This window comes from Streptomyces sp. NPDC107559 (genome assembly GCF_055657365.1).
This window is the reverse complement of the sequence record NZ_JBVKBD010000019.1, coordinates 35,633-58,308: the sequence shown is the minus strand read 5'-3', so window position 1 is coordinate 58,308 and position 22,676 is coordinate 35,633. Positions and strand designations below refer to the sequence as shown.

At 72.9% G+C, this 22,676-nt stretch carries 20 protein-coding genes; 12 read left to right on the top strand and 8 right to left on the bottom strand.

Annotated features, from left to right (window positions below; all coding sequences use genetic code 11):
- Positions 1–99: 99 nt before the first annotated feature.
- Positions 100–810 carry a type 1 glutamine amidotransferase gene (locus tag ACZ7OY_RS36625; RefSeq protein ID WP_472249891.1) on the bottom strand — a complete coding sequence of 237 codons (711 nt, stop codon included), beginning with the start codon at positions 808–810 and terminating at the stop codon, positions 100–102.
- A 129-nt stretch (positions 811–939) separates the two neighbouring features.
- Between ACZ7OY_RS36625 and ACZ7OY_RS36620 the strand changes: the two genes are divergently transcribed.
- Both ACZ7OY_RS36620 and ACZ7OY_RS36615 read left to right on the top strand, forming a co-directional pair.
- Positions 940–2,430, top strand: a complete 1,491-nt coding sequence (locus tag ACZ7OY_RS36620; RefSeq protein WP_472249890.1) for an aldehyde dehydrogenase — start codon at positions 940–942, stop codon at positions 2,428–2,430.
- Positions 2,427–3,140, top strand: coding sequence for a gamma-glutamyl-gamma-aminobutyrate hydrolase family protein (locus tag ACZ7OY_RS36615; protein ID WP_472249889.1), 714 nt, complete (start codon positions 2,427–2,429; stop codon positions 3,138–3,140). Before ACZ7OY_RS36620 ends, ACZ7OY_RS36615 begins: the two co-directional genes overlap by 4 nt.
- A gap of 92 nt (positions 3,141–3,232) precedes the next feature.
- Here the strand turns inward: ACZ7OY_RS36615 and ACZ7OY_RS36610 are convergent, their stop codons facing one another.
- Both ACZ7OY_RS36610 and ACZ7OY_RS36605 read right to left on the bottom strand, forming a co-directional pair.
- The gene (locus ACZ7OY_RS36610) at positions 3,233–3,805 is read right to left on the bottom strand and encodes a MarR family winged helix-turn-helix transcriptional regulator (protein ID WP_384736400.1); all 573 of its coding nucleotides are present in this window, start codon (positions 3,803–3,805) and stop codon (positions 3,233–3,235) included.
- 193 nt (positions 3,806–3,998) lie between these two features.
- Positions 3,999–5,711, bottom strand: coding sequence for an MFS transporter (locus ACZ7OY_RS36605; RefSeq protein WP_472249888.1), 1,713 nt, complete (start codon positions 5,709–5,711; stop codon positions 3,999–4,001).
- Positions 5,712–5,985: 274 nt separating this feature from the next.
- Here ACZ7OY_RS36605 and ACZ7OY_RS36600 point away from each other — a divergent pair, with 274 nt between their 5' ends.
- Positions 5,986–6,774: a TetR/AcrR family transcriptional regulator gene (locus ACZ7OY_RS36600; RefSeq protein ID WP_472249887.1), complete on the top strand. Its 789-nt coding sequence runs from the start codon at positions 5,986–5,988 to the stop codon at positions 6,772–6,774.
- Positions 6,775–6,861: 87 nt separating this feature from the next.
- On the opposite strand, the gene ACZ7OY_RS36595 is transcribed toward ACZ7OY_RS36600, so the two are convergent.
- The gene (locus ACZ7OY_RS36595; protein ID WP_472249886.1) at positions 6,862–7,803 is read right to left on the bottom strand and encodes a DUF6924 domain-containing protein; all 942 of its coding nucleotides are present in this window, start codon (positions 7,801–7,803) and stop codon (positions 6,862–6,864) included.
- Between the two features lie 227 nt (positions 7,804–8,030).
- On the opposite strand from ACZ7OY_RS36595, the gene ACZ7OY_RS36590 reads away from it, so the two are divergent.
- The gene (locus ACZ7OY_RS36590) at positions 8,031–8,330 is read left to right on the top strand and encodes a hypothetical protein (protein ID WP_472249885.1); all 300 of its coding nucleotides are present in this window, start codon (positions 8,031–8,033) and stop codon (positions 8,328–8,330) included.
- A 70-nt stretch (positions 8,331–8,400) separates the two neighbouring features.
- On the opposite strand, the gene ACZ7OY_RS36585 is transcribed toward ACZ7OY_RS36590, so the two are convergent.
- A complete protein-coding gene (locus ACZ7OY_RS36585) occupies positions 8,401–9,012 on the bottom strand; it encodes a hypothetical protein (RefSeq protein WP_472249884.1) in 612 nt (203 codons plus the stop codon).
- Positions 9,013–9,223: 211 nt separating this feature from the next.
- Positions 9,224–10,195: a quinone oxidoreductase family protein gene (locus tag ACZ7OY_RS36580; RefSeq protein ID WP_472249883.1), complete on the bottom strand. Its 972-nt coding sequence runs from the start codon at positions 10,193–10,195 to the stop codon at positions 9,224–9,226.
- Between the two features lie 106 nt (positions 10,196–10,301).
- Here ACZ7OY_RS36580 and ACZ7OY_RS36575 point away from each other — a divergent pair, with 106 nt between their 5' ends.
- The 3 genes from ACZ7OY_RS36575 to ACZ7OY_RS36565 all read left to right on the top strand — a co-directional run bounded on the left by ACZ7OY_RS36575 (position 10,302) and on the right by ACZ7OY_RS36565 (position 11,827).
- Positions 10,302–10,757: a MarR family winged helix-turn-helix transcriptional regulator gene (locus ACZ7OY_RS36575; protein ID WP_472249882.1), complete on the top strand. Its 456-nt coding sequence runs from the start codon at positions 10,302–10,304 to the stop codon at positions 10,755–10,757.
- A gap of 177 nt (positions 10,758–10,934) precedes the next feature.
- Positions 10,935–11,570 (top strand): nucleotide-binding protein, encoded by a 636-nt coding sequence (locus ACZ7OY_RS36570; RefSeq protein ID WP_472249881.1) that lies wholly within the window; start codon positions 10,935–10,937, stop codon positions 11,568–11,570.
- Complete coding sequence (locus ACZ7OY_RS36565) at positions 11,567–11,827, top strand: hypothetical protein (RefSeq protein ID WP_472249880.1); 261 nt, start codon at positions 11,567–11,569, stop codon at positions 11,825–11,827. The genes ACZ7OY_RS36570 and ACZ7OY_RS36565 overlap by 4 nt, the downstream gene beginning before the upstream one ends.
- Positions 11,828–11,906: 79 nt before the next feature.
- On the opposite strand, the gene ACZ7OY_RS36560 is transcribed toward ACZ7OY_RS36565, so the two are convergent.
- The gene (locus ACZ7OY_RS36560; protein ID WP_472249879.1) at positions 11,907–13,379 is read right to left on the bottom strand and encodes an MFS transporter; all 1,473 of its coding nucleotides are present in this window, start codon (positions 13,377–13,379) and stop codon (positions 11,907–11,909) included.
- Positions 13,380–13,562: 183 nt separating this feature from the next.
- Positions 13,563–14,744: a DNA gyrase subunit B gene (locus ACZ7OY_RS36555; RefSeq protein WP_472249878.1), complete on the bottom strand. Its 1,182-nt coding sequence runs from the start codon at positions 14,742–14,744 to the stop codon at positions 13,563–13,565.
- A 350-nt stretch (positions 14,745–15,094) separates the two neighbouring features.
- On the opposite strand from ACZ7OY_RS36555, the gene ACZ7OY_RS36550 reads away from it, so the two are divergent.
- From ACZ7OY_RS36550 to ACZ7OY_RS36530, 5 genes are all read left to right on the top strand, one after another.
- Positions 15,095–17,461 carry a GH92 family glycosyl hydrolase gene (locus ACZ7OY_RS36550; RefSeq protein WP_472249877.1) on the top strand — a complete coding sequence of 789 codons (2,367 nt, stop codon included), beginning with the start codon at positions 15,095–15,097 and terminating at the stop codon, positions 17,459–17,461.
- Positions 17,462–17,630: 169 nt separating this feature from the next.
- Positions 17,631–18,053: a YciI family protein gene (locus ACZ7OY_RS36545; RefSeq protein WP_472249876.1), complete on the top strand. Its 423-nt coding sequence runs from the start codon at positions 17,631–17,633 to the stop codon at positions 18,051–18,053.
- On the top strand, positions 18,046–19,221 hold the full coding sequence (locus tag ACZ7OY_RS36540) for an RNA polymerase sigma factor (protein WP_472249875.1): 1,176 nt from the start codon (positions 18,046–18,048) through the stop codon (positions 19,219–19,221). Before ACZ7OY_RS36545 ends, ACZ7OY_RS36540 begins: the two co-directional genes overlap by 8 nt.
- 171 nt (positions 19,222–19,392) lie before the next feature.
- Positions 19,393–21,702, top strand: a complete 2,310-nt coding sequence (locus tag ACZ7OY_RS36535) for an FUSC family protein (protein WP_472249874.1) — start codon at positions 19,393–19,395, stop codon at positions 21,700–21,702.
- A 140-nt stretch (positions 21,703–21,842) separates the two neighbouring features.
- Entirely contained in the window at positions 21,843–22,640 is a 798-nt protein-coding gene (locus ACZ7OY_RS36530) for an SAM-dependent methyltransferase (protein WP_472249873.1), read from the top strand.
- The last annotated feature ends 36 nt before the right edge of the window (positions 22,641–22,676 follow it).

Here is a 22,676-nt window from a genome sequence, read left to right as displayed (position 1 = left end):
CCGCACCGGGGCAGTGGTGTCCCTCCCGCCACCGGGCCGTCCCCGGCGCCCCCCCTGCGCATCCGGACGCGCTTCCGGATGCGCCGGGGGGCGCCGTCGTCAGCGTTCGGCGCCCGCCACCCGGTCCAGGAAGGCGTCGACGAGCCGACGGGCGTTCACGCGCGCCTGCTCCTGCATGGCCTGGCTGCGGGTGAACAGTTCGTCCGGGTCGACGCCCTCCCGCAGGCACTGCTCCCGTCCGCCGAGGTCGATCCAGCCGCGCACCATCGACGTGGTGATCTCCGGGTGGAACTGCACGCCGAGCGAGCGCCCCACCCGGAAGGCCTGCACGCACACGTCGGTACGGGCCAGCTCCTCGGCGCCGTCGGGCAGCAGGCAGTGGTCGAAGTGCCACTGGAACCACGGGCCGGCCGGCACCAGGGAGGCGTCGTCCGTGTCGACCTCCACCCAGCCGATCTCGGGACGGCCGGCGGCGGCCACCGAGCCGCCGAGGGCCGTGGCGAGCGCCTGGGCGCCGAAGCAGACGCCCAGGACGGGTATGCCGAGCCGGTGGGCCTCGCGCAGCAGGGCGAGTTCGCCGCCGATCCAGCCGCCCACCGAGGATTCGTCGTAGACCGACCAGGGGGCGCCGAGCGACACGATCAGGTCCCAGCCCTCCGCCCCGGGGAAGTCGAACCGCACGTCGGGCGAGTGATGCCGGTCCTCGGGTACGACGGTCACCGTGGTGAGCTCGTAACCCCGCTCGGCGAGGCGGGCCCCGACCAGTCCCGGCTCCGTCACATGGTCGTGCAGAACGACGAGTGCGCGCACGCTGAACACCCCTTCACCCGGTCCGGCGTCGCGGCCGGCCCGATCCCGTGAGCTGCCGCCACGCTCTTGCGGCGGCTCGTCCGGCGATCGTATCGTTTGAATCCAAACCAGATTGTGGAGGTCTCCCGAATGCCGGACATCACCCACGAGGAGTGGCTGCGCCGTGCCGAGTCCTGGAAGGTCTCGGGCGCCCATCACATCGACGGCGCCGACGAGCCCGGAAGCGGAGCGACCTTCACGGTCGTCTCCCCGCGGGACGGCCGGATCCTGGCCGAGGTCGCCGACGGCGGCACCGCGGAGGTGGACGCGGCCGTCGCGGCCGCCCGGCGCGCCTTCGACACCGGGCCGTGGCCGCGGCTGGCCCCCGCCGAACGCGGCCGGGTGCTGCTGCGGATCGCCGACCTGCTCGAGGAGCGGCGCGAGGAACTGGCGCTCACCGTGAGCCTGGAGATGGGCAAGCCGGTCACCGAGGCCCACGCCATCGAACTGCGCGCGGTCATCGCCACCTTCCGCTGGTACGGCCAGCTCGCCGACAAGCTCACCGACGAGTCCCCGCACACCCCGCAGGACGCCCTCGCCCTCGTCACCCGGGAGGCGACCGGCGTGGTCGGCGCGGTCGTGCCCTGGAACTTCCCGCTGACGCTGGCCGGCTGGAAGGTCGCCCCGGCGCTCGCCGCGGGCTGCACGGTCGTCCTCAAGCCCTCCGAGAACACCCCGCTGTCCGCGCTGCTGCTGGGCCGGATCGCGACCGAGGCCGGACTGCCCCCGGGCGCGCTCAACGTCGTGGCCGGCAACGGGCCGGTGGCCGGCCGCGCCCTCGGTCTGCACCCCGACGTCGACGTGCTCGCCTTCACCGGCTCGACGGCCGTCGGCCGCCACTTCCTGCACTACGCCGCGGACTCCAACCTCAAGCGGGTCTGGCTCGAACTGGGCGGCAAGTCGCCCAACATCATCCTGCCCGACGCCCCCGATCTGGCGAAGGCGGCCGCCACCGCCGCCTGGGGCATCTTCTTCAACCAGGGCGAGATGTGCACCGCCCCCTCCCGGCTGCTGGTCCACTCCTCCGTCGCCGACCAGGTCACCGACGCCATCGTGGCGCGAGCGGACGCACTGCGCGTCGGCGACCCCCTCGACCCCGCCACCGAGATGGGCGCCCTGGTGAGCGCGGGCCACCTCGGCCGGGTCCTCGACCACGTCGGCACGGGACTCGCCGAGGGCGCCCGGCTGCGCGCCGGAGGCGAACGCACGCTGACCGAGACCGGCGGCAGCTTTCTGCGGCCCACCGTCTTCGACCGGGTGGAGCCCGGCATGCGGCTGTCCCGCGAGGAGATCTTCGGGCCCGTCCTGTCGGTGCTGACCTTCGACGACCTCGACGAGGCGGTGGCCCTGGCCAACGCCACCGAGTACGGGCTCGCGGCGGGCCTGTGGACCTCCGACCTGTCCACCGCGCACCGGGTCTCGCGCGCCCTGAAGGCCGGCACCGTCTGGGTCAACTGCTACGAGGAGGGCGACCTCGGCGTTCCCTTCGGCGGCATGAAGCAGTCCGGCAACGGCCGCGACAAGTCCGTGCACGCCCTGGAGAAGTACACCGAACTCAAGACCACCTGGATCCAGCTGTGACCGCACCCGTACGACCGCTGATCGCGATCCCCGCCCGCTTCTCCGCCACCACCTCCGCGCTGCGCTACGCCGCCGAGGTCAACGCCCGCGCCCTGGTGGAGGCCGTGTGGCGGGCCGGCGGCGAGCCGGTGAGCGTCCACCCCGCCGCCACGGACGTCGCGGCCCGCCTCGGCCGCTTCGACGGGGTCCTGCTGCCCGGCGGCGGCGACCTCGCCCCGCACCGCTACGGCGCCACCGACACCCATGACGCGGTGTACGACGTCGACGACGTCCAGGACGCTTTCGACCTGGAGGTCGCCCGCCGCACGCTGGAGTCGGGCCTGCCGCTGCTGGCGATCTGCCGGGGACTCCAGGTCGTCAATGTCGCCCTGGGCGGCACCCTGGAACAGGACATGGGCGGACCGGAGAAGGAGCACCGGCACCTGGTGCACCCGGTGGCCGTGCAGCGCGGCACCCTGCTCGAACAGGCCGTGGGCGCCGACAAGGCCGAGGCCTCCTGCTACCACCACCAGCAGGTGGACCGCCTGGGCGACGGGCTCGCCGTCACGGCACGGGCCGCGGACGGCACCGTGGAGGGACTCGAACTCCCCGGCTCCGCCGGGTGGTTCACCGCCGTCCAGTGGCACCCCGAGGACACCGCGCACGAAGACCCCGCACAGCAGGGCCTCTTCGAGGCTCTCGTGGGCGCCGCCCGCGCGGGGCGTGCCTGACGCCCCGCCGCCCGCCTGCCGTTCAGGCCTTCGGACCGCGTCCGCCGCGCCTGCCCTTCAGGCCTTCGGACTGCCTCCGCCGCGCCTGCCGTTCAGGCCTTCGGACGGCGTCCGCTGCGGCGCGGGGCCGGCTCGGCGCCGTCGAGAAGGGCGAGGCGTCGCTCCTCGCCCGACTCCTCGACCTGAAGCACCACCTGGCGCAGGCCGTCCGCGACGCTCCGGCACTCGTCGGCGTCGAGCCGCGAGGTCACGAACGCCTCTTCCTCGTTGAACTGCGGGAACAGCCGCTGCATCAGCGCCTCCCCGTCGTCCGTGAGGCTGAGCAGCACGAGTCTTCCGTCGGAGGGGTGCCCCGTCCGGCTGACCAGCCCGCGGCCCTCCAGGGTGCGCACCACCCCGGTCAGGGTCCCCTTGGAGATTCCCGCCTCCTCGGCCACGTGCCGGGTCTCCGACTCGCCCCAGATCCAGACCACCCAGAGCACCACGAACGCCGTCCAGGTCAGATCCTGGCCGCGCAGCACCGAGTTCTCCAGGTGCTGGCGCACCGCGGAGGCCGCGCGGTAGATGTTCGCGACGACGGCCATCTGTTCACGGTGGACGCGAATGCCGCCGAGCTTGGCCTGGGCCAGCTTCTCGGCCTCGCTGATGGATCGCTGTCCCGGCACGGGCACGCTCCTTCGTGGGAGGAGGACGTCGCGTCGCGAACGTCGTTCGAGTCCAAATTGTACGCAGGGCGCATCGAACGCCCCTTGCGGGATCGCGAACCGCGGGTGGCGCCGGGAACGGGACGGCCGGGCACCCCCCGGTACGGGGATGCCCGGCCGTTCGGTCCGACGCCGCCGGTGCGCAGGCCGGGGCTCAGTGCCCGGCGCCCCCCTCGGGGCGGGCCTGACGCGGCAGGAGGAACGCCAGCAGGAAGGTCAGGGCGAGCATCCCGTCGACGATCCACAGCACCGACTTCATCACGGAGCCGAACCCGCTCTCGAAGGCCGACGACGCGGTGGCCTGGAGCACTGCGGGTATCCGGGCGCCGGCCTCGGGCGAGGTCACGGCGGACCGTGTGTCCTTCTCCAGACGCGCGCAGGACGCGGGCGTCGCCTCCGGGTCCTTGGCGACGGCACGGTCCGAGGCGCAGGTACGCAGGTCCGCGACGACGCGGTCCTGGGCGGCGGGCGCCACCTGAGCGGCGGTCAGCTGCCGTCGCAGGCCGGCGGACTCGTGGTCGACGCCGTCGGCGATCCCGCCGCCCAGCAGGCCGAAGAAGACGGTCCCGAGGAGGGCCACGCCGAAGGCGCCGCCGAGCTGCTGGACCGCCGTCATCGTGCCGGAGGCCGAACCGGTCTCGTGCTGCTCGACGCTGGCGAGCACGATGTCGAAGAACGGCGCCATGAGCAGGCCCATCCCGATACCGGTGACCAGCAGGGACGGCAGGAGCTGCCAGGGCCCGACACCGCTGCCCACCTGGTCGAGGGTCAGCCACACGCCGAACACGCCGAGCGCCATGACCAGCGTGCCCGCCTGAAGGACGGCCCGGCCGAACCGGGCGACGCCCTGGGCGATGCCGAAGCCGACGATCATGCCGCCCGACCAGGGCACCATCACCAGTCCGGCCTTGAGCGGGGAGTAGCCGAGGCCGATCTGGGTGTAGAGGTTGAAGACCAGCATGAAGCCCTGCATGGTCGAGAAGAAGACCAGTCCGAGGGTCATGCCGCCGCTGAAGCCCCGCTTGCGGAAGAGGCTGGGGACGACCAGCGGGTCCAGGCCGGCCCTGCTGCGCCGGGACTCGTACAGGGCGAAGGCGACGAAGGCGACCGCGGAGGCGCCCATCATCAGGAACGTCCACACCGGCCAGTCGTACTCACGGCCCTGGACCAGCGGGAAGATGATGAGCAGTGCGGCCAGCGAGACCAGGAACATGCCGGGGATGTCGAGGCGGGGCTTGCTGCCGGACCGACCCTTGGGCAGGTAGCGCAGGGCACCGAGGATGGCCGCGGCACCCAGCGGCAGGTTGATCAGGAAGATCATCCGCCAGCCGGTGCCGAAGTAGTCGGCGTCCACGAGCCAGCCCGCCAGGATCGGTCCGCACACCGCGGACAGTCCCATGACCGGGCCGAACATGCCGAAAGCCTTCTGCGACTCCTTCGGCGGGAACATCTCCTTGATCATGCCGAGGCCCTGGGGCAGCATCACCGCGCCGAACAGCCCCTGCACGACCCGGGCGCCGATCAGCATCTCGGGCGACACGGACACCGCGCACAGCAGTGAGCCCACGGTGAATCCGGCGGCGCCCACCAGGAACATCCGGCGGCGTCCGTGGATGTCCCCGAGCCGTCCGCCGGTCACGAGCCCGACGGCCATCGAGAGGGTGTAGGCGGCGGCGAGCCACTGCAACGTGGAGGCTCCGCCGCCGAGATCGGCCCGCATGGAGGGGCCGGCGATGTTCGTGACCACGGCGTCGAGGAGATCCATCACCTCGGCCGCGAGGATCACGAAGAGCGCAGCCCAGCGCCACCGGTAGGGCGCTGGCGAGTCGGTGGGCGTCTCGGTGGACGCGACACCGGTGGTGGACATCGGTACTCCTCGCGAGAGGCCGCGCCGCGGTGACGACCCGCGGGCGCGGTGGGACGGATGAATGGATACGACTGCCCGGTCCACCGGTCGGCCCGGAGACGGGCGACCGGCACGGAGAACGCTGTTCACCTTAACAGAACAGCGCTCACCGAGAGAACAGCGTTCATTAAGATATAGCGCAACCCGTGCACCGAGACAAGATATATCGCGTTCAGCCCGAGTGAACGTCACTCACCCGGGAGAACACTGTTCTCCCGGTGCCTAGACTGTGCTTATGACCGATGTGGCCGCCGACACCCCCGAACCCCCGCCGCCGTCCCCCTGGGAGCGCGAGCGCCCCGCACGCGCCCGTGCCACCCCGGCACGCACACCGCTGTCACGCGAACGCGTCGTCGAGGCCGCCTTCACCGTGCTGGACCGCCAGGGGCTGGACGGGCTGTCGATGCGCCAGGTGGCGGCCGAGCTGGGCGTCACGGTCTCCGCCCTCTACGCGCACGTCAGCTCCAAGGAGGACCTCCTGGAACTGATGTACACCCGGCTCTTCGACGGCTTCGAGATGCCCAAGCCCGACCCCGAGCGGTGGCAGGAGCAGGTACGGGCCTACGCCCGCGCGGGACGGCAGCGGCTGCTGACCCACCGGGACATGGCCAGGATCTCCATGGCCCATGTCCCGTTCACCGCCGAACTGCTCCCGCACGTCGAGGGGTTGCTCGCCATCTTCCGTACCGCCGGGCTGCCCGACCGCATCGCCGCGGAGGCCGGTGACCTCATCTCCACCTACATCGACGGGTTCGCCCTGGAGGAGGGCATGTGGCAGGACCGGGCCGCCCGGCACGGCAGCGGTTCCTCCCTGGCCCGGCCCGACTGGCGCGAGATGGCCGACGAGATGCAGACCTACTTCGCGTCCCTGCCCGAAGCGGACTTCCCCCATCTGCGCGCCCTGGCCGGGATGATGGTGACGGACTCCTCCGACGAGCGGTTCGACATCGGTCTGGAGATCATCCTGCGCGGCCTGGCGAGCTACCTCCCCGACCCGCAGCACCGGCCCGGCCCCGAAGCCTGAGCCGGGCCGGGCCGGGCCGGGTTCGAACACGGGGAGCACGGGACGCCGTCCTCCCCGCGGCTCCACCGCGGTCCACGGAGCCGCGGATCAGCCCTCCCACCAGGCCCGTTCGCCCTCCACGGCGACGAAGTCGAAGAAGTCCAGGTTGGCGATCTCCAGGTTGCACGCCATGGATCCGAGCTCGCGGCTCGGGACGACGGCGATGTGCCCCGGGGTGTCGTACAGGTCGACAACCGTCAGCGGCCTGCCGTGCCCGGCGAAGGTCCGGGCGTCCGCGAGCGCGACCAGGGCGGTGTGCTTCCCGGCCGGGACCAGCGCGGGGACCTGGCCCGGGGACAGCCCCTCGAAGGCCCGGTCGTCGACGGTCAGCACCTGCAACGGGAAGGCGTCCTCGTCGATCTCGTCGGCATCCGGGTCCGCGCCGAGGAAACCGTCCTCGTCGGCCCCGCCCAGCTCGTCGAGCAGGGCGCGCCAGCCCGGCTCGTCACCGAAGTCGGTGCGCACCAGCAGCGCCACGTCGGTGGCGGGCAGCACCGGGAAGGACCTGATCTGCTGCGGCGTCGGCGCGGGGAAGACGGGCCTGCCCCCGTTCCCCAGGTACTCGCCGTACCGGTCCGTGGCGCGCACCAGGTCGTCGAACGTGAGCGCGCCGCCCAGCAGTGCGTCCAGGATCTCCCCGAGCCGGACCGACGCGACCCGGACGCCCCGCCCCGGTATCGCCACCGTGTCCACCAGCAACGGCCCGCTCCCGCCGTACGCCACCGGGATGTCCGCCAGGACGACGACCGGCGGCACAGGGCCGCCGCCCGAAAGGAGCGCCGGTACGTTCCCGCCGTGCAGGTAGTCCCATCCACGGTCCTCGACCAGGCGCAGCCGCACCCGGCCGTCCGCCAGGACGAACGCGTCGCCCTCGAGGCGGCCCTCGATCTCGTCGAGCAGATCTCCCCATCGGGCCTTGCCGTCCTCGTAACAGGTGCACACCAGCAGCACTTCGCCGGGCGCGGGCTGGGGAAGACCGGGAAACGACATGACTCTCCTTCGAAGGACTGACGCCTGGGACGAGCGCGCGGGGCCTGCCGTGGCCGTCGGCGCGCATCCGCGCGCCCTGTCCGGCCGGCCCCGCGAGGTGGAACGATCCTCCCGACCGGCAGCAGTACGAGACACCACGGGCCGTCGCGCTGGCGATCGCGACGGCGCGTGGCGGTCGGTCTGCCGGGGATCCGCGGACATCACGACGTACGACAAGGGGGCCGGACATGGCTGTGGTGATGGCGCTGCACTGGGCGGGAGTCACGCCGGAGCAGTACGACACGGTACGCGACACGGTGGACTGGGAGGAGATCCCGGCGGTCGGCGGCCAGCTGCATGTGGCCTGGTTCGACGCCGAGGGACTCCATGTGACCGACGTATGGGAATCGGAGGAGGCGTTCGAGACCTTCTTCGCCGAACGCCTGGCACCCGCGGTCCAGAAGGCGGGCATCACCGGCGCACCCGAGACGGGCCTCAGCCCGCTGCACCGGCGCTTCGTCGCCCCCGGCGTCAACGGCGCCGCCTAGAGCCCGGGCTGATACGGCGTCGCGGCTCTCCTGCGACTCGATCCGACGGCCGGGTCCCGGGACCTGGCCGTCACGCCGTGCGGGCGAGCAGGTCGTCGAGGCGGGCGCCCTGCGCCCAGCGCCGGAGGGCCTCGCCGTCGAGGAGGAAGGTGTTCTCCTGGCGGTGGGCCCATCGGATGTCGCGCTCCTGGAACGCGCCCCGGTGCACGACGAGTCGAAGGTGCGGTGCCGCGCCGTCCCGGTGTGCGTGGCGGTGCGGCCGGTCCTCGTCCGGCAGGGGCTCGGCGACCGGCCGGAAGGCCACATGGAGCCGGTGGCCGACCGCGTTGCGGGCGCACAGGCGCGGCCGGTCCGGTGCGGGCAGCAGCCGTACCCGCCAGCCGTCCCGTCGCAGCATCCGGGCCACGGCCAGGGCCAGGCCCTGGACGTCGAGGGCGAGGAGTTCCTCGGCGGTGTAGTGGCCGTGGCGACGGCGGCTGCCCGGACGCCTGCGCCGGACGCCGATCGCGACGGCGCAGACCATGAGACCGATACCGGCGACGGGGACGACGATCCCGGCGGCGCGGTAACCCAGCGCGAGCGCGGCGGTCACCGCGCACACGGCCGCCGCCGTCGCGGCGAGGGCGGGCAAAACGTCGCGGAACCTGGGCCCGGTGACGTCGTGGTCCCGCGCGCGGCTCACCGCGTGCCGCTTGCGGGGGCGTGGTGGTAAGGAGGGCCCGGACGTCCACGACAGGCGTGCCACAGTGTCCCCCAAGCTCGCGCTCTCACCGGCGCTGGAGGCATACCCAGTACGCGCCCGGCCCGCCCGGTGGAGGGCAGGGATCCGGCCATGCCCGACGGCGCACGGAAGCATCGCCCGGCGCTCAGGGCGTGCGCGGACGACGCACAGCTCAGCGGGGGCGGTCTCCGTGGCTGTCGGCGATGCGCAGGACGCTCTTTCCGACGGTGGTGCCCTCGCGCAGCCGCTGAACGGCGGTGCCGGCTTCGTCGAGGGCGTACTCGGCGGTGATGTCGATGCGGATCCGCCCGTCGGCCAGGAGTCCGAGTGCCTGCCGGGCGGAGTCGGCGAGGCGCTGCGGGTGGGTCCGGCCGAGCAGGTGGCTGTTGTAGGTCAGCAGGGACGTGCCGCTCATGAGCAGGTCGTCGGTGTCGGCGAGGGCGGACTCGCCGCCGCCGACGGTGCCGTAGGCGACGAGCCGTCCGTGCGGGGCGAGCATCCGCAGGCCGTCCCGCCGGGTCCGGCCCCCCACCGGGTCGAGGACCACGTCGAACCGTTCTTCTGCGGCCGCGTCGGGCAGTTCGGCGCGCAGCAGGATCCGGTCGAAGCCGAACCGGGCCGCGTACCGGGCCCGGTGCGGGCTGCCGACCACCCCGACGATGCGGCCGGCGCCGGCCAGCCCGGCCAGCTGGGCGGCGACCGTACCGACTCCTCCGGCGGCCCCATGGATCAGCACGCTCTCGCCCGCCCGCACGCGGGCGACGCTGTGGACGAGGTCGTAGGCCGTCGGGGTGCTCCAGCCGAAGCCTGCCGCCGTCCGCAGGGGGACGCCGCCGAGGGGTAACGCGAGGACGGCGGGCGCGGCGACCAGCTCGGCGCAGGCGCCGCCCGTGGTCAGCGCGGCGACGGGCTCGCCGACCCGGGCCGCGTCCACGCCCGCGCCGACGGCCACGACGTGCCCGGACACCTCGAAACCGGGGACGAACGGGCGCGGCACGGGCAGGCGGCCGTCCCCGACCATGGTGTCGCCCCATTGGACACCGGCGTACGCCGCCCGGATCACGACCTCACCGGGCCCGGGAGCGGGCTCGTCGAGGTCCGCGGTCCGGTAGTCGCCGCCGCTGTCCAGCACGATCGCCTTCATGAATACAGCCTCCTGAGCTGACTCAGTATCCTGTGTCTCGCAGGAGCGACCCTAGGTGTCACAGATACCTGAGTCAACACAGATCTCTGTGAATAGGAGCGGGAACGTGGCGGACATCCCCGTCGAGGAGTACCTCTGCACCCGGATCAGGCGGGCGGAGCAGGCACTGATGGCACATCACGAAGCCGTGCTGCGCGGACACGGGCTGACCATGACGCAGTACACCGTGCTGCTGACGCTCTCCCGCGAGGGCGGCCTGTCCGCGGCTCAGACGGCACGTTCCTGCGGGGTCACCCAGCAGACGATGGCGACCGTCCTGGCCAACATGGAAGGAAAGGGGCTCATCCGCCGCGACCCGTCCCCGGTGCACGCCAAGGTGCAGATCGCCACGCCGACCGAGGACGGCCGGGCGGTACTGGATCTCGCGTACGCCGAGGTGATCGTGCTGGAGCGGGCGCTCACCGCCGCGTTCACGCCCGCCGAGCACGCCTCCCTGTGCGCACTGCTGGACCGTACGACGGACGTCCTGGTCGAACAGACCCCGGCGGCCCGCGCCCGCTGACCCGTCCTTCGGCAGCGGTCCGGCGGCGCCGCGAAGGCGCCGCCGGACCGGTCGCTCCGCGGCGCGTCGCCCGGCCGCCGTCAACGCACGGGCCGCGTGCAACCCCGCGGGTGAACCCGGGCGCCGCGTGTGCGTGCCGGACGGCACCCGCGGCGTCGGCTCCCTACGGTGGCGCCTGTGCTGCTGAGCTGTGCCTTCATCAATCTGAAGCCCGGAGTCGGGAAGACGACCAGCGCGGTCTGGCTGGCCCATGCCCTGTACGAACTGGGCCGGCCGCCGCTCCTGGTCGACGGCGACCCGGCCGGTTCCGCGCTGCGGTGGAGCGAACTCGCCGGCGGCTTCCCGTTCCCCGTGATCGCCCTGCCGGTGGGCGATGTGCACCGCCGTATCGACGACTTCCTCGGCCTGCGCCAGGCCGTGGTGCACGACGCCCCCCAGCTGGAGGACCACGCCCGCATCGCGCGCAGCATCATGCGCCACGCCGACGAGTGGATCGTGCCCGTCACCCCGGCCCCCATCGAACTCGACCGGATGGCACCCATCGGGACCGAGATGGGCGACGTGCAGTCCCTTCGTACGCGACCCGCCCGCACCGCCGTGCTGCTCAACCGCACGAACCGCCCCGACGCCACGCGCACCGGCCCCGACGCCGACGCCCGGGAGGTGCTCGCCGAACGGGGCTTCGACGTGCTCGACACCCAGATCGCCCGGCTGGACCTGTACTCCCAGTCGTTCGGCGGCCGGGTCCACGCCCAGGACACGGCCTACATGGACCTCGCCGAAGAACTCATCAAGCGTCAGGAAAACGCATGACCCAGCGCAAGAACACCTACCGCGCGGCCCTGCACCGCGACCCCGCCGAACCGGGCTCCTCCCCCGCCAGGTCCACCACGCTCAGCACCCGGTTCGTCCGCATCACCATCGAGCTCGAACCGGACGCCGCGCGCAGCCTGGACCGCTGGACGGCACCGGCGGTCAGCCTGCTGTCCCACACCCGTGCGACCGCCCTGGACCTGCTCTCGGCGTTCACCCGGGCGACACCGGCGGCCACCGCGGACCAGCAGTCCTGAGACCCGGACAAGTCCCCCGGCACGGAAGGCTCCTGCCGAGGACACGGCCCGGGCGTCCACGGCCGCGCCCGGCGCGGGATCACGGCGGGGTCACCCGGGGCGCGACCGCGGCCACCTGGGCGCCGGACAGCTCGTCCAGGGAACGGCCGCGGGTCTCGACCCGGAAGACATAGGTGACCAGGAAGCCCAGCGCGCAGATGCCGGCCACCCCGTACAGCAACGCGCTCTCCCCGATGCCGGACAGCAGGACCGGGAAGAGGAACGTCCCCAGGGCGGCGCCCAGCTTCCCGCACCCGGCCGCGAAGCCGTGGCCCGCGGTGCGCATCTCGGAGGGGAAGACCTCGGCGGGCAGGGCGAACGTGGTGGAGTTCGGCCCGAGGTTCATGAACAGGTTGAACAGCCCGAACCCGACGGCGACCAGCACGAGGTGGGCGTCCGCCCCGCCCGGCAGCTGGCCGGCCACGGCCAGCAGGCACAGCGCACAGGCCATCACCGCGAACCCGGTGAGCTGGAGCGGCACCCGGCCGACCCGGTCCACCAGCACGATCGCCAGCACGAACCCGACGGCCAGGAAGACGTCCAGGAAGGCGGTCCCCTTGGTCGAGGCGATGTCGTCGGCGATGAAGCTGCTGTTCGCCCCCGCCAGCGACAGCGACGCCAGCAGGGTCGGGGTGAAGATCCCCACCCCGTACGTCGCGATGTCCATCAGGAACCACGGCACCGCGGCGAAGATCGTGCGCCTGCGCCAGCGAGGGGAGAACAGCCGCGGCTGGATGAACGCCTTCAGCCCTTCCGGTGTCGCCTCGTGCCGGACCCGGTCGGCGTCGGACACCCGCACCGGGGAGCCGACCAGGGCGCGGCCGACCTCGCACGCCTCCCGCTCCCGCCCGTTCTGCGCCAGCCAGCGCGGGCTCTCCGGCACCCTGCGCCGCAGCCAGATGATGACCAGGGCGGGCAGCGCCCCGAATCCCAACAGGATCCGCCACGATCCGGTGTGCGGCCACGCCTCGAGGATCACCACTCCGGCGACCGCACCCATCAGGATGCCCGCCGCCTGAAGGCTGAAGGCGGCCACCAGCCACCGGCCCCGGGCCTTGACGGGCAGGATCTCCGCCAGATAGCTCGCGGCGATCGGGTAGTCCAGGCCCACCGCGACGCCGAGCGCGAACCGGAACGCCATCAGTGACCACACGTCCCAGGCGCAGGCGCACAACAAGGAGAAGACGACGAACATCCACAGGTCGACCCGGAAGATCCGGCGCCGGCCGATCCGGTCCCCCAGCGGCCCCAGCAGCGCGGCGCCGAAGACCGACCCCACGATGGCCGCCGCCGAGATCAGACCCTTCTGTGCCGCGCTGACCCGGAAGTCGTGGGAGATCAGCGGGTTGGCGACCCCGATGACGAAGAAGTCGAAGCCGTCGAGCAGGATGCCCAGCCCGGCGAGCAGCCAGAACAGGATGTGCAGGCGTGACACGGCCGCACCGTCGAGCGCTTCGCCCAACGGCCGGACCTGGTCGGGGAGATGTGTCGTCCGCGTGGTCTCGGTGGTCATGGTCCTCACCAGGCCGGGGGCCGCGTCGAAGGGCGATCGGAGCCCATCGTGCGCACATCCGAACGACTCGGCGGAGGTGACGAGCCGACCGCGGCCCGAACACACGCGATCGGCCCAGCAGACCGTCCGCAGCGCCGGCGTGCGTCCGGACGTACGCCGGCGCTGCGGACGGCCCGGTCTCGCTCAGCCCTGGCGGGCGCCCCCGACCACCCGGCCGACGAGGGCTGCGGCCTGCTCCGGGTGCTCCTCCAGCCAGGTGAGGAGATGTTCCCGGACGGCCCGCGCGACGCAGTCGCGAACCGCCGTGCCGCCCAGCTCCCCGTTCGTGGGCCCACGGAGCTCGGGGCGGTCCAGCTTGACCGACACGACCGCCGTCAGGCCCGCGCGGATCCGGTCGGGGCTCAGCTCGATGCCGGCGGCCTGCGGCAGCCGTCGCCCGCGCAGGTAGGCGTCGATCGCGGCCGTCACCCCGTCACGGAAGCCCGCCACATGGGTGCCGCCAACGGGTGTGGGCCGGCTGTTGGCGAAGCTCACCAGCCGCTCCTCGGGCGAGCCGTGCCACCGCAGGGCCACCTCCACGGTCCCCGCCATCCGTGGATCCTCGCGCTCGAAACCGATGACGTCCGGGTGGACGGGCGTATCGCCTGCGGAGTCGAACGCGGCGGCGTCGAGAAAGGCGACGAAGTCCCGTGCCCCGCCGGGCGACCGGAACCGCACCGACCGGGCGCCGGCCGGGAGGCGCTCGTCGGTCAGCGACACGCACAGACCGCGGTTCAGGAAAGCCAGCTCCCTGAACCGCTCGGCCAGCGCGGCGAACGAGCACACGGACGTACCGAAGATGACGGTGTCGGGCCGGAAGGCGATGGTGGTCCCGCTGCCGGTCGCCGGACCCGCCTCGGTGGGCGGGGTGACGGCGACGCCGCGCGCGTACTCCTGGACCCACCGGATCCCGCCGCTCCGCACCTCGGCAGTCAGACGGCTCGACAGGGCGTTGACCACGCAGGGGCCCACGCCGAAGAGGTCTGTCTCCACGACGTGTCGGACATCGTGACGCGCCCCGGCGTGCACGTGAGTCAGCAGGGCTTCGAGGCCGGGAGCCCCGCTGTCGCCGTCGGTCTCGAAGGGGACACCGGGCCCGTCGTCGCGTACCCGCACGCCGCCGTCGGCCGTGAAGGCGACGTCGACGGATTCGGCACGGCCCGCGAGGACCTCGTTCACCGCGCGGCCGGCGATCTCGAACACCATGTGGTACAGGCCGCGTTCGCCGGTCGAGCCCACGTACATCCCGGGGCGCCTGCGGATGGCCTCCGGACCTTCCAGCACCTCGATGTGGCTGGCGTCGTACCCGAGGTCGTCCTCGCTCACGAAGTCCCCTCCCACCGCGTCCGGTTGAGGTCTTCACCCTAGCCGGATTCCGGTAAAGCACCAGGTCAGGGCCGTTTTGCCGAGGGTGCCGACGGTCGCTGGAGCGTCTGCCCGAGACCTCGCCTCCACCGGGTCGCACCGCACTGCCGGAACCCGGACAAGGGCCCGCGCAGGCCGCGCACGCCCGCTTCGCGGACGGCCTCCGGGGCACCGATTCTCCGTGCGCGGCGGGAGACCACTCGCGAACTCATCCGCACACAAAGGCTCTTGACGAGTACACACATAACGCCAAGAATGAGCGCGCTCGACTCTGACAACGTTGTCCAGTGGCTCGAGAGGCGCTGACGCCCATGCGATGGATCCAGCGAACACGCGGTGCAGGGACGGTGGTCACAGCGGTCGCGCTGCTCGGCGCCGCCCTCGCCGCACCCACGGCCCAGGCGGCACCGGCCGCACGGGCGCCACAGGCCGCCGCGCACCCGGCCCAGGCCGACGGAGGCCGACTCACCGATCTCGTCAACCCGTTCATCGGTACCGAGAACGAAGGCAACACCTACCCGGGCGCGGCCGTGCCCTTCGGGATGGTGCAGTTCTCCCCCGACACCGGGCACAACACCGGCTACGACCACTCCCAGAACCACATCCGCGGCTTCTCCCTGGTCCATCTCTCCGGCGTCGGCTGCGGTCTGGGCGGCGACCTGCCCGTGCTGCCGACCACGGGCGACATCACCGAGACGGACAACGCCAAGTACGAGGCGGAGTTCAGTCATGACACCGAGCAGGCGAGCCCGGGCTACTACAAGGTCTCGCTGAAGTCCGGCATCACCGCCGAACTGACGGCGACGGCACGCACCGGGGTGCAGCGCTACACCTTCCCCGCCACCGACAAGGCCGACGTCCTGCTCGACGCGGGGCAGTCACTGCACCGGACGGCCTCCACCCGGGTCGAGGTCCTGGACAACCGGACCGTGCGCACCGCCATCACCGGCAGCGGCTTCTGCCAGGACACCCGGCCCTACACCGTGTACACGATCACCCGTTTCGACCGGCCGTTCACCGCGCACGGCACCTGGGACGGCTCCACGGTCACCGCCGGGTCGGACACCGGACGGGACGGCGCCTACGTACGCTTCGACACGACCGGGGACCGGACCGTCGAAGCGACGACCGCGCTGTCGTACGTCGACGCCCACGGCGCCGCCGTCAACCTCCGCGCCGAGGGCGGCCGTTCCTTCCGGCAGGTCCGCGACGCCGCACAACGGTCATGGGAGGACCGGCTCGACGACGTGCGCGCGCAGGGCGGCAGCGACACCCTCCGGCGCACCTTCTACTCGTCCCTGTACCGGTCGTTCCTCGCGCCCAACATCGGCAGCGACGCAGACGGCCGCTACACCGGCTGGGACCAGCGGATCCACCGGACGCGCGGCTTCACGTACTACCAGAACTGGTCGTTGTGGGACACCTATCGCACCCAGTCCCAGCTGCTCGCGCTGCTCGCGCCGCGTGAGGCCCGGGACATGGCGATCTCCGTCATCAAGATCGACGAGGAGAGCGGCTGGCTGCCCAAGTGGGGTTACGGCACGGTCGAGACGAACATCATGACCGGCGACCCGGTGACCCCGTTCCTGACCAACGCCTACCAGCAGGGCCTGCTCAAGGGCTACGAGGAACAGGCCTACCGGGCCCTGAAGAAGAACGCGGACGGAGTGCCGGCCGCCGACTCGCCGGCCGTGGGCCGCGAGGCCAACCGGGAGTACATCGCCGAGGGGTTCGCCCCGTACGTCAGCAACCGGCCGCACGCGAAACCCGGTGACTCCGACTACGACCACGGCGCGTCCGCGACCCTGGAGTACGCCCTGTCGGACGCCATGCTCGGAGAGATGGCCCGCGGTCTCGGTCACGACGCGGACGCGGCGCGCTACGCGGCACGGGCCCAGAACTACCGCAGGATCTTCGACGCCTCGACCGGCTTCTTCCGCGCGCGGGACGCCTCCGGGACGTTCACCGGCCCGGCCGACCCGGCCAGGAGCGAGGGCTTCCACGAGGGCACGTCCTGGCAGTACCAGTGGCTCGTGCCGCAGGACCTGCCGGGCATGGTCGGCCTGATCGGCGGCAAGCAGGCCGCCAACGACCGCCTGGACTCCTTCTTCGCCTACGACCGGCTGGTGCAGGACCCCGCGAGGACCGCCCGCGAGGTCTGGGTGAACGGCCCGTACGACTACTACAACGCGGACAAGTACAACCCGCAGAACGAACCCGACCTCATCGCCCCGTACACCTATCTCTCGACCGGCCAGCCGTGGAAGACCACCGACGTGGTGCACGCGGCCCTGACCCTGTTCACGGACGCCCCGACCGGGATGACCGGCAACGACGACCTGGGAACCATGTCCGCCTGGATGGTGCTGTCGTCGATCGGGGTCTTCCCGGTGCAGCCCGGCTACGACACCTGGGGCCTGTCCACGCCCGTCTTCGAACGGGTCGACCTCACCCTCGACCGCCGCTACTACCCGCGCGGCGCGCTCACCGTGACGGCTCCGGGCACCTCGGACGGCCGCCGCTACATCCAGTCGGCCCGCATCGACGGCACCCTCTACGACCGTACGTATCTGACGACGGCGGACCTGCGGGACACGAGGTCGCTCGCGTTCGGTGTCGGCACCGAGCCCTCCGGCTGGGGGACGGCGGACGGGTCCGGGCCGCCCGCGCTCCGCTGACATCCGGCCGGTCCCGGGGCCGCGCCCGACGGCTCTCCCGGGACCGGCCGCGGACCGGCCGCACCGGCCGCAAAAAATCTTGGACGGCGATGTCGAGATCCCGTGGCCCGCTCCGTCCCCGGGGTGAAGGCGACCACAATGGGTCGTACCGGCACCTAGGAGAACCACGATGGCGAAGTACCTGCTGCTGAAGCACTACCGCGGCGCCCCGACCCCGGTCAACGACGTCCCCATGGACAAGTGGACGCCGGAGGAGATCTCGGCCCACATCCAGTACATGAACGACTTCGCGGCCCGGCTGGAGCAGTCCGGGGAGTTCGTCGACGGACAGGCGCTCGCCCCGGAGGGGCAGTGGGTCCGGTACGACGGCGAGGGGCGCCCGCCGGTCACCGACGGCCCGTTCGCCGAGACCAAGGACCTCATCGCCGACTGGATGATCATCGATGTCGACAGCCACGAGCGCGCGGTCGAACTGGCCGGGGAGCTGTCGGCCGCCCCCGGAGCGGGCGGGAAGCCGATCCACGAGTGGCTCGAAGTGCGCCCGTTCCTGGCCGCGCCGCCCACCGTCCCGGAGTGCCTCGCCCATGGATGAGGCCCTGCTCAGGAGCCTCACCCCGAACGTGCTCACCGTCCTCGTCCGCCGCGGAGCCGACTTCGCGGCGGCCGAGGACGCCGTGCAGGAGGCGCTCGTCGAAGCCGTCCGCGGCTGGCCCGCCGACCCGCCGCGGGACCCGAAGGGCTGGCTGGTCACCGTGGCCTGGCGCAAGTTCCTCGACGCGGCCCGGGCGGACACCGCCCGCCGCCGGCGCGAGGACCGCCTCGACGAGGAGCCGCCGCCCGGACCCACGCCCTCGGCGGACGACACCCTCCACCTCTACTTCCTCTGCGCCCACCCCTCCCTCACCCCCTCCTCCGCCGTCGCGCTCACCCTGCGGGCCGTCGGCGGGCTCACCACCCGGCAGATCGCCCAGGCCTACCTGGTGCCCGAGGCGACCATGGCCCAGCGGATCAGCCGGGCCAAGCGCACCGTCTCCGGTGTCCGTCTCGACCGGCCCGGCGATGTCGCCACCGTGCTGCGCGTCCTCTACCTGGTCTTCAACGAGGGCTACTCCGGCGATGTCGACCTCGCCGCCGAGGCCATCCGGCTCACCCGGCAGCTCGCGGCCTCGATCGACCACCCCGAGGTGGCGGGGCTGCTCGCCCTGATGCTGCTCCACCACGCGCGGCGCGCCTCCCGGATCGCGCCCGACGGGGGCCTGGTGCCGCTCGCCGAGCAGGACCGGGCCCGGTGGGACACCGAGTCGATCGCCGAGGGCGTCCAGATCCTCCAGGCGGCCCTCGCCCGCGACCGGCTGGGCGAGTTCCAGGCCCAGGCCGCCATCGCGGCACTGCACGCCGACGCGCCCGAGGCCGAGGAGACCGACTGGGTGCAGATCGTCGAGTGGTACGACGAGCTCGTACGCCTGACCGACAACCCGGTGGTCCGGCTCAACCGCGCGGTCGCCGTCGGCGAGGCCGACGGGCCGCGTGCCGGGCTGGCGGCGCTCGCCGCCCTCGACGACTCCCTGCCCCGCCACACCGCGGTGGCCGCGTACCTCCACGAGCGGGACGGTGACCTGGAGACGGCGGCACGGCTGTACGCCGAGGCGGCGCACAAGGCGTCCAGCCTCGCCGAGCGCGACCACCTCACCCGCCAGGCCGCGCGCCTCAACACCCGCGTCGACGCCCGCCTCGACGCCCGCGAGGGACCGGCCCGCTGAGCTGCCCGGTGCGGATGCCGGGGCCCGCGGAGGCGGGGGCGGAGGGAGAGGTGCCCGCTCCCACGTCGCCGGCCCAGCCGTACATCGCCGCGCGGCCCGCTCCCCGGTGGTGACAATTGACGTGATACGGCGGATTCCCCCCGCGTCGGGAGGGACAGGAGGTGCGACCGCGTGCCGGCACTTGCTCCGATGCGGCGCCTGCGCCCCGTCTCCTGGCTGCGAGAGCGTGATCCCGGGCTGGCGGCGACGCGCAGGGCGGCGCGGGCCGCGCTCGTGATGCCCACGCTGTTCGCCCTGTGCAGCCAGGTGATCGGCTCGGCGCCGATGGCGACCTACGCGTCGTTCGGGGCGTTCTCGATGCTGCTGTTCGTGGAGTTCACCGGGCCCATGGCCCAGCGGTTGCAGGCCCACCTGGGGCTCGCCGTCGCCTGGACCGCCCTCATCTGCCTGGGCACGATCGCCTCGCGCGAGCTCTGGCTCGCGGTCACCGTCATGGTCGTCGTCGGATTCCTGGTGCTCTTCGCGGGCGTCGTCAGCTCCGTCCTCGCGGGCGCGTCGACCGCGCTGCTGCTCGCACTGGTCCTCCCCGTGTCCTCGCCGGCGTCGCTGTCGCAGCTGCCCGCGCGGCTCGCCGGGGCGGGGCTGGCCGCGGCTGCCGCCATGCTCGCGATCTCCCTGCTGTGGCCGCGGCCGGCCGCCGACCCGCTGAGTGCGCCCGCGGCCCGGGTCTGCCGCGCCGCCGCGCGACAGCTGAGTACCGACGCGTCCTGGCTGGCCGGCGGACCCGGCAAGCCGGAGGTCAAGCAGTGCCGGGCGACGGCCGACCGGGCCGGCGCCGCCGCGGCCGAGCTGCGCAAGGTCTTCGTCGCCACGCCCTACCGGCCCACCGGACTGTCCACCGGCTCGCGGGCACTCGTACGTCTGGTCGACGAACTGACCTGGCTGAGCAGCATCCTGGCCGACAGCGCGCCCGCTCCCGACAGCCACCCCGACGGCCCCCCGGCGTGCGACGCCGACGCGCACACCGTACGGCGGGCCGCCGCCCGGGTGCTGGACGAGGCGGCCGAACTGCTCGATGCGCCGCGCGGCTCGCGGGAGGCGCTGCGCCGCACGTCGGACGAGCTGCGCCGGGCCATGGACCACATGGAGGAGCGAGCCACCGTACGACTGCCCGTGCACCGGGACGGAATCGGCACGCTCTCCCGTGCGCATCCCGTGCTCGAAGTGCTCGACCCGTCGTTCCGCGCGCAGGAACTGGGGTTCGCCACCCTCCAGATCGCGGGCAACGTGGATCTGGCGGCCGGCGCCGAACGCCGCAGCTGGCACGAACGCCTGCTCGGCCGTGATCCCGGAGCCGTGACCGAACCGCTGGCCTCGGCGCGCGAGCGGGCCGCCGCGCATCTGCGGCCCCAGTCGGTCTGGCTGCACAACAGTCTCCGCGGCGCGCTCGGCCTCGGCATCGCCGTCGCCCTGGCGAACCTGACCGACGTCCAGCACTCGTTCTGGGTACTGCTGGGCACCCTGTCGGTGCTGCGCTCGAACGCCCTGTGCACGGGACAGAACGCCGTCCGCGTCCTGGGCGGCACCGTCGCGGGCTCGGTCGTCGGCGCCGCACTGCTGCACGTCGTCGGACATCACGGCAGCGCGCTGTGGTTCGTGCTGCCGTTCGCCGTGCTCCTCGCCGGGGTCGCCCCCGCCGTCGTCTCCTTCGCCGCCGGCCAGGCGGCCTTCACCGTCGCTCTCGTCGTCCTGTTCAACGTCGGCCAGGACCCCGACTGGCACATCGCGCTGCTGCGGGTCCAGGACATCGCCATCGGCTGTGCCGTGAGCGTGCTCGTGGCGCTGTTCCTCTGGCCGCGCGGCGCCTCGGCCGCGGTCGAGCGGGCCCTCGCCGAGGCGTACACCGACACCGCCCGGTACCTGGCCGGGACGGTGGCGTACGCCGTGGGCCGCTGCACCCCCGGACCCGCGCCGCAGGCGGACACCGCCGCCGAGGAGGGCCGGGCGGCGGCCGCCGCCGCACGGCGGCTCGACGACGCCTTCCGCAGCTATCTCGCGGAACGCGGTGCGAAGCCGGTGCCGCTGGCCGACATGACCACCCTGGTCACCGGGATCGTGGGACTCCGCCTGGCCGCGGACGCCGTGATGGAGCTGTGGCAGTGTGCCGACGGCCAGGACGTCGACCCCGACCGCCCCGCGGCACGCATGGTCGTCCAGAGCGTCGCCGACCGGGTGGCCGGCTGGTACCGGGACCTGGCCGTCGCCCTGGGCCGGGCCGTCGCTCCCCCGCAGCCCCTGCCCCGCAGCCCGCTGACCGAGGGACAGCTGGTCGAGGCCCTGCGCCGCGACCTCACCGACGAGACAGGTCAGGCCACCGCCCCGGCCGTACGGCTGATCTGGACCGCCGACCATCTCGATGCCGCCCGGCGCCTCCAGCCGAGCCTGGCCGCCGCCGCGGCGGGGACGGGCAACCCGTCCTGAACCGGGACAGCCGCTGCGGGCCGATCCGCCCTTCCCCGTACCGCCGTGAACTGCGGTCGTCCGCAATGAAGTTGATGTGGGAAGCTGTCGTCCGACGATCACGGGAGGGCAGCCGTGGCGGTCGCCGAGAGGAGCGCAGCGTGAGGCAGGACGGCTTCCGTGCCGAGGAGATGGACACCAGCAGGCCACACCCTGCGCGGATCTACGACTACCTGCTGGGCGGCAAGGACAACTACGAGGTCGACGCCGAGGCGGGCGAGCGGCTCGCCGCGGCGGCACCCGAGGTGCGCATCGGTCTGCGGGCCAACCGCGCCTTCCTGCGGCGCGCCGTCCGCCACGTCGTCGGCAGCGGCGTCCGGCAGATCCTGGACATCGGCACCGGGCTGCCCACCTCGCCGAACGTGCACGAGATCGCGCAGGAGGTGGCGCCGGACGTGCGCGTCGCCTACGTCGACAACGACCCGATCGTGAAGGCGCACGGCGACGCCCTGCTCAGCCGCTCCGGCACGACCAGCATCGTCCTGGCCGACCTGCGCGATCCGCAGGCCGTGGTGGACCATCCCGACGTCCGCCGGATCATCGCCCTCGACGAACCCGTCGCCCTGCTCCTGGTCGCCGTCGTCCACTTCCTCACCGACGCCGAGCAGCCCGGGCAGATCGTCGCCACGCTGCGGGACGCGCTGCCGGTCGGCAGCTTCCTGGTCCTCTCGCACGCCACGGGCGACTTCGCCGATCGCAGCGAGGCCCAGGCCGTCTACAACAAGGCGACCGCCACCCTGAACCTGCGCACCCGTACCGAGGTCGAGCGGTTCTTCGACGGCTTCGAGCTGCTGGAACCCGGCCTGGCCCAGGTTCCGTTCTGGCGCCCGGACACCCCGCCCCCGGCCCGCTCCGACGAGATCGGCTTCTACGGCGGAGTGGCCCGCAAGACCGGCTGACCGCTCGGGGCAGGGCGCCGGTGCGGGGTCGCACCG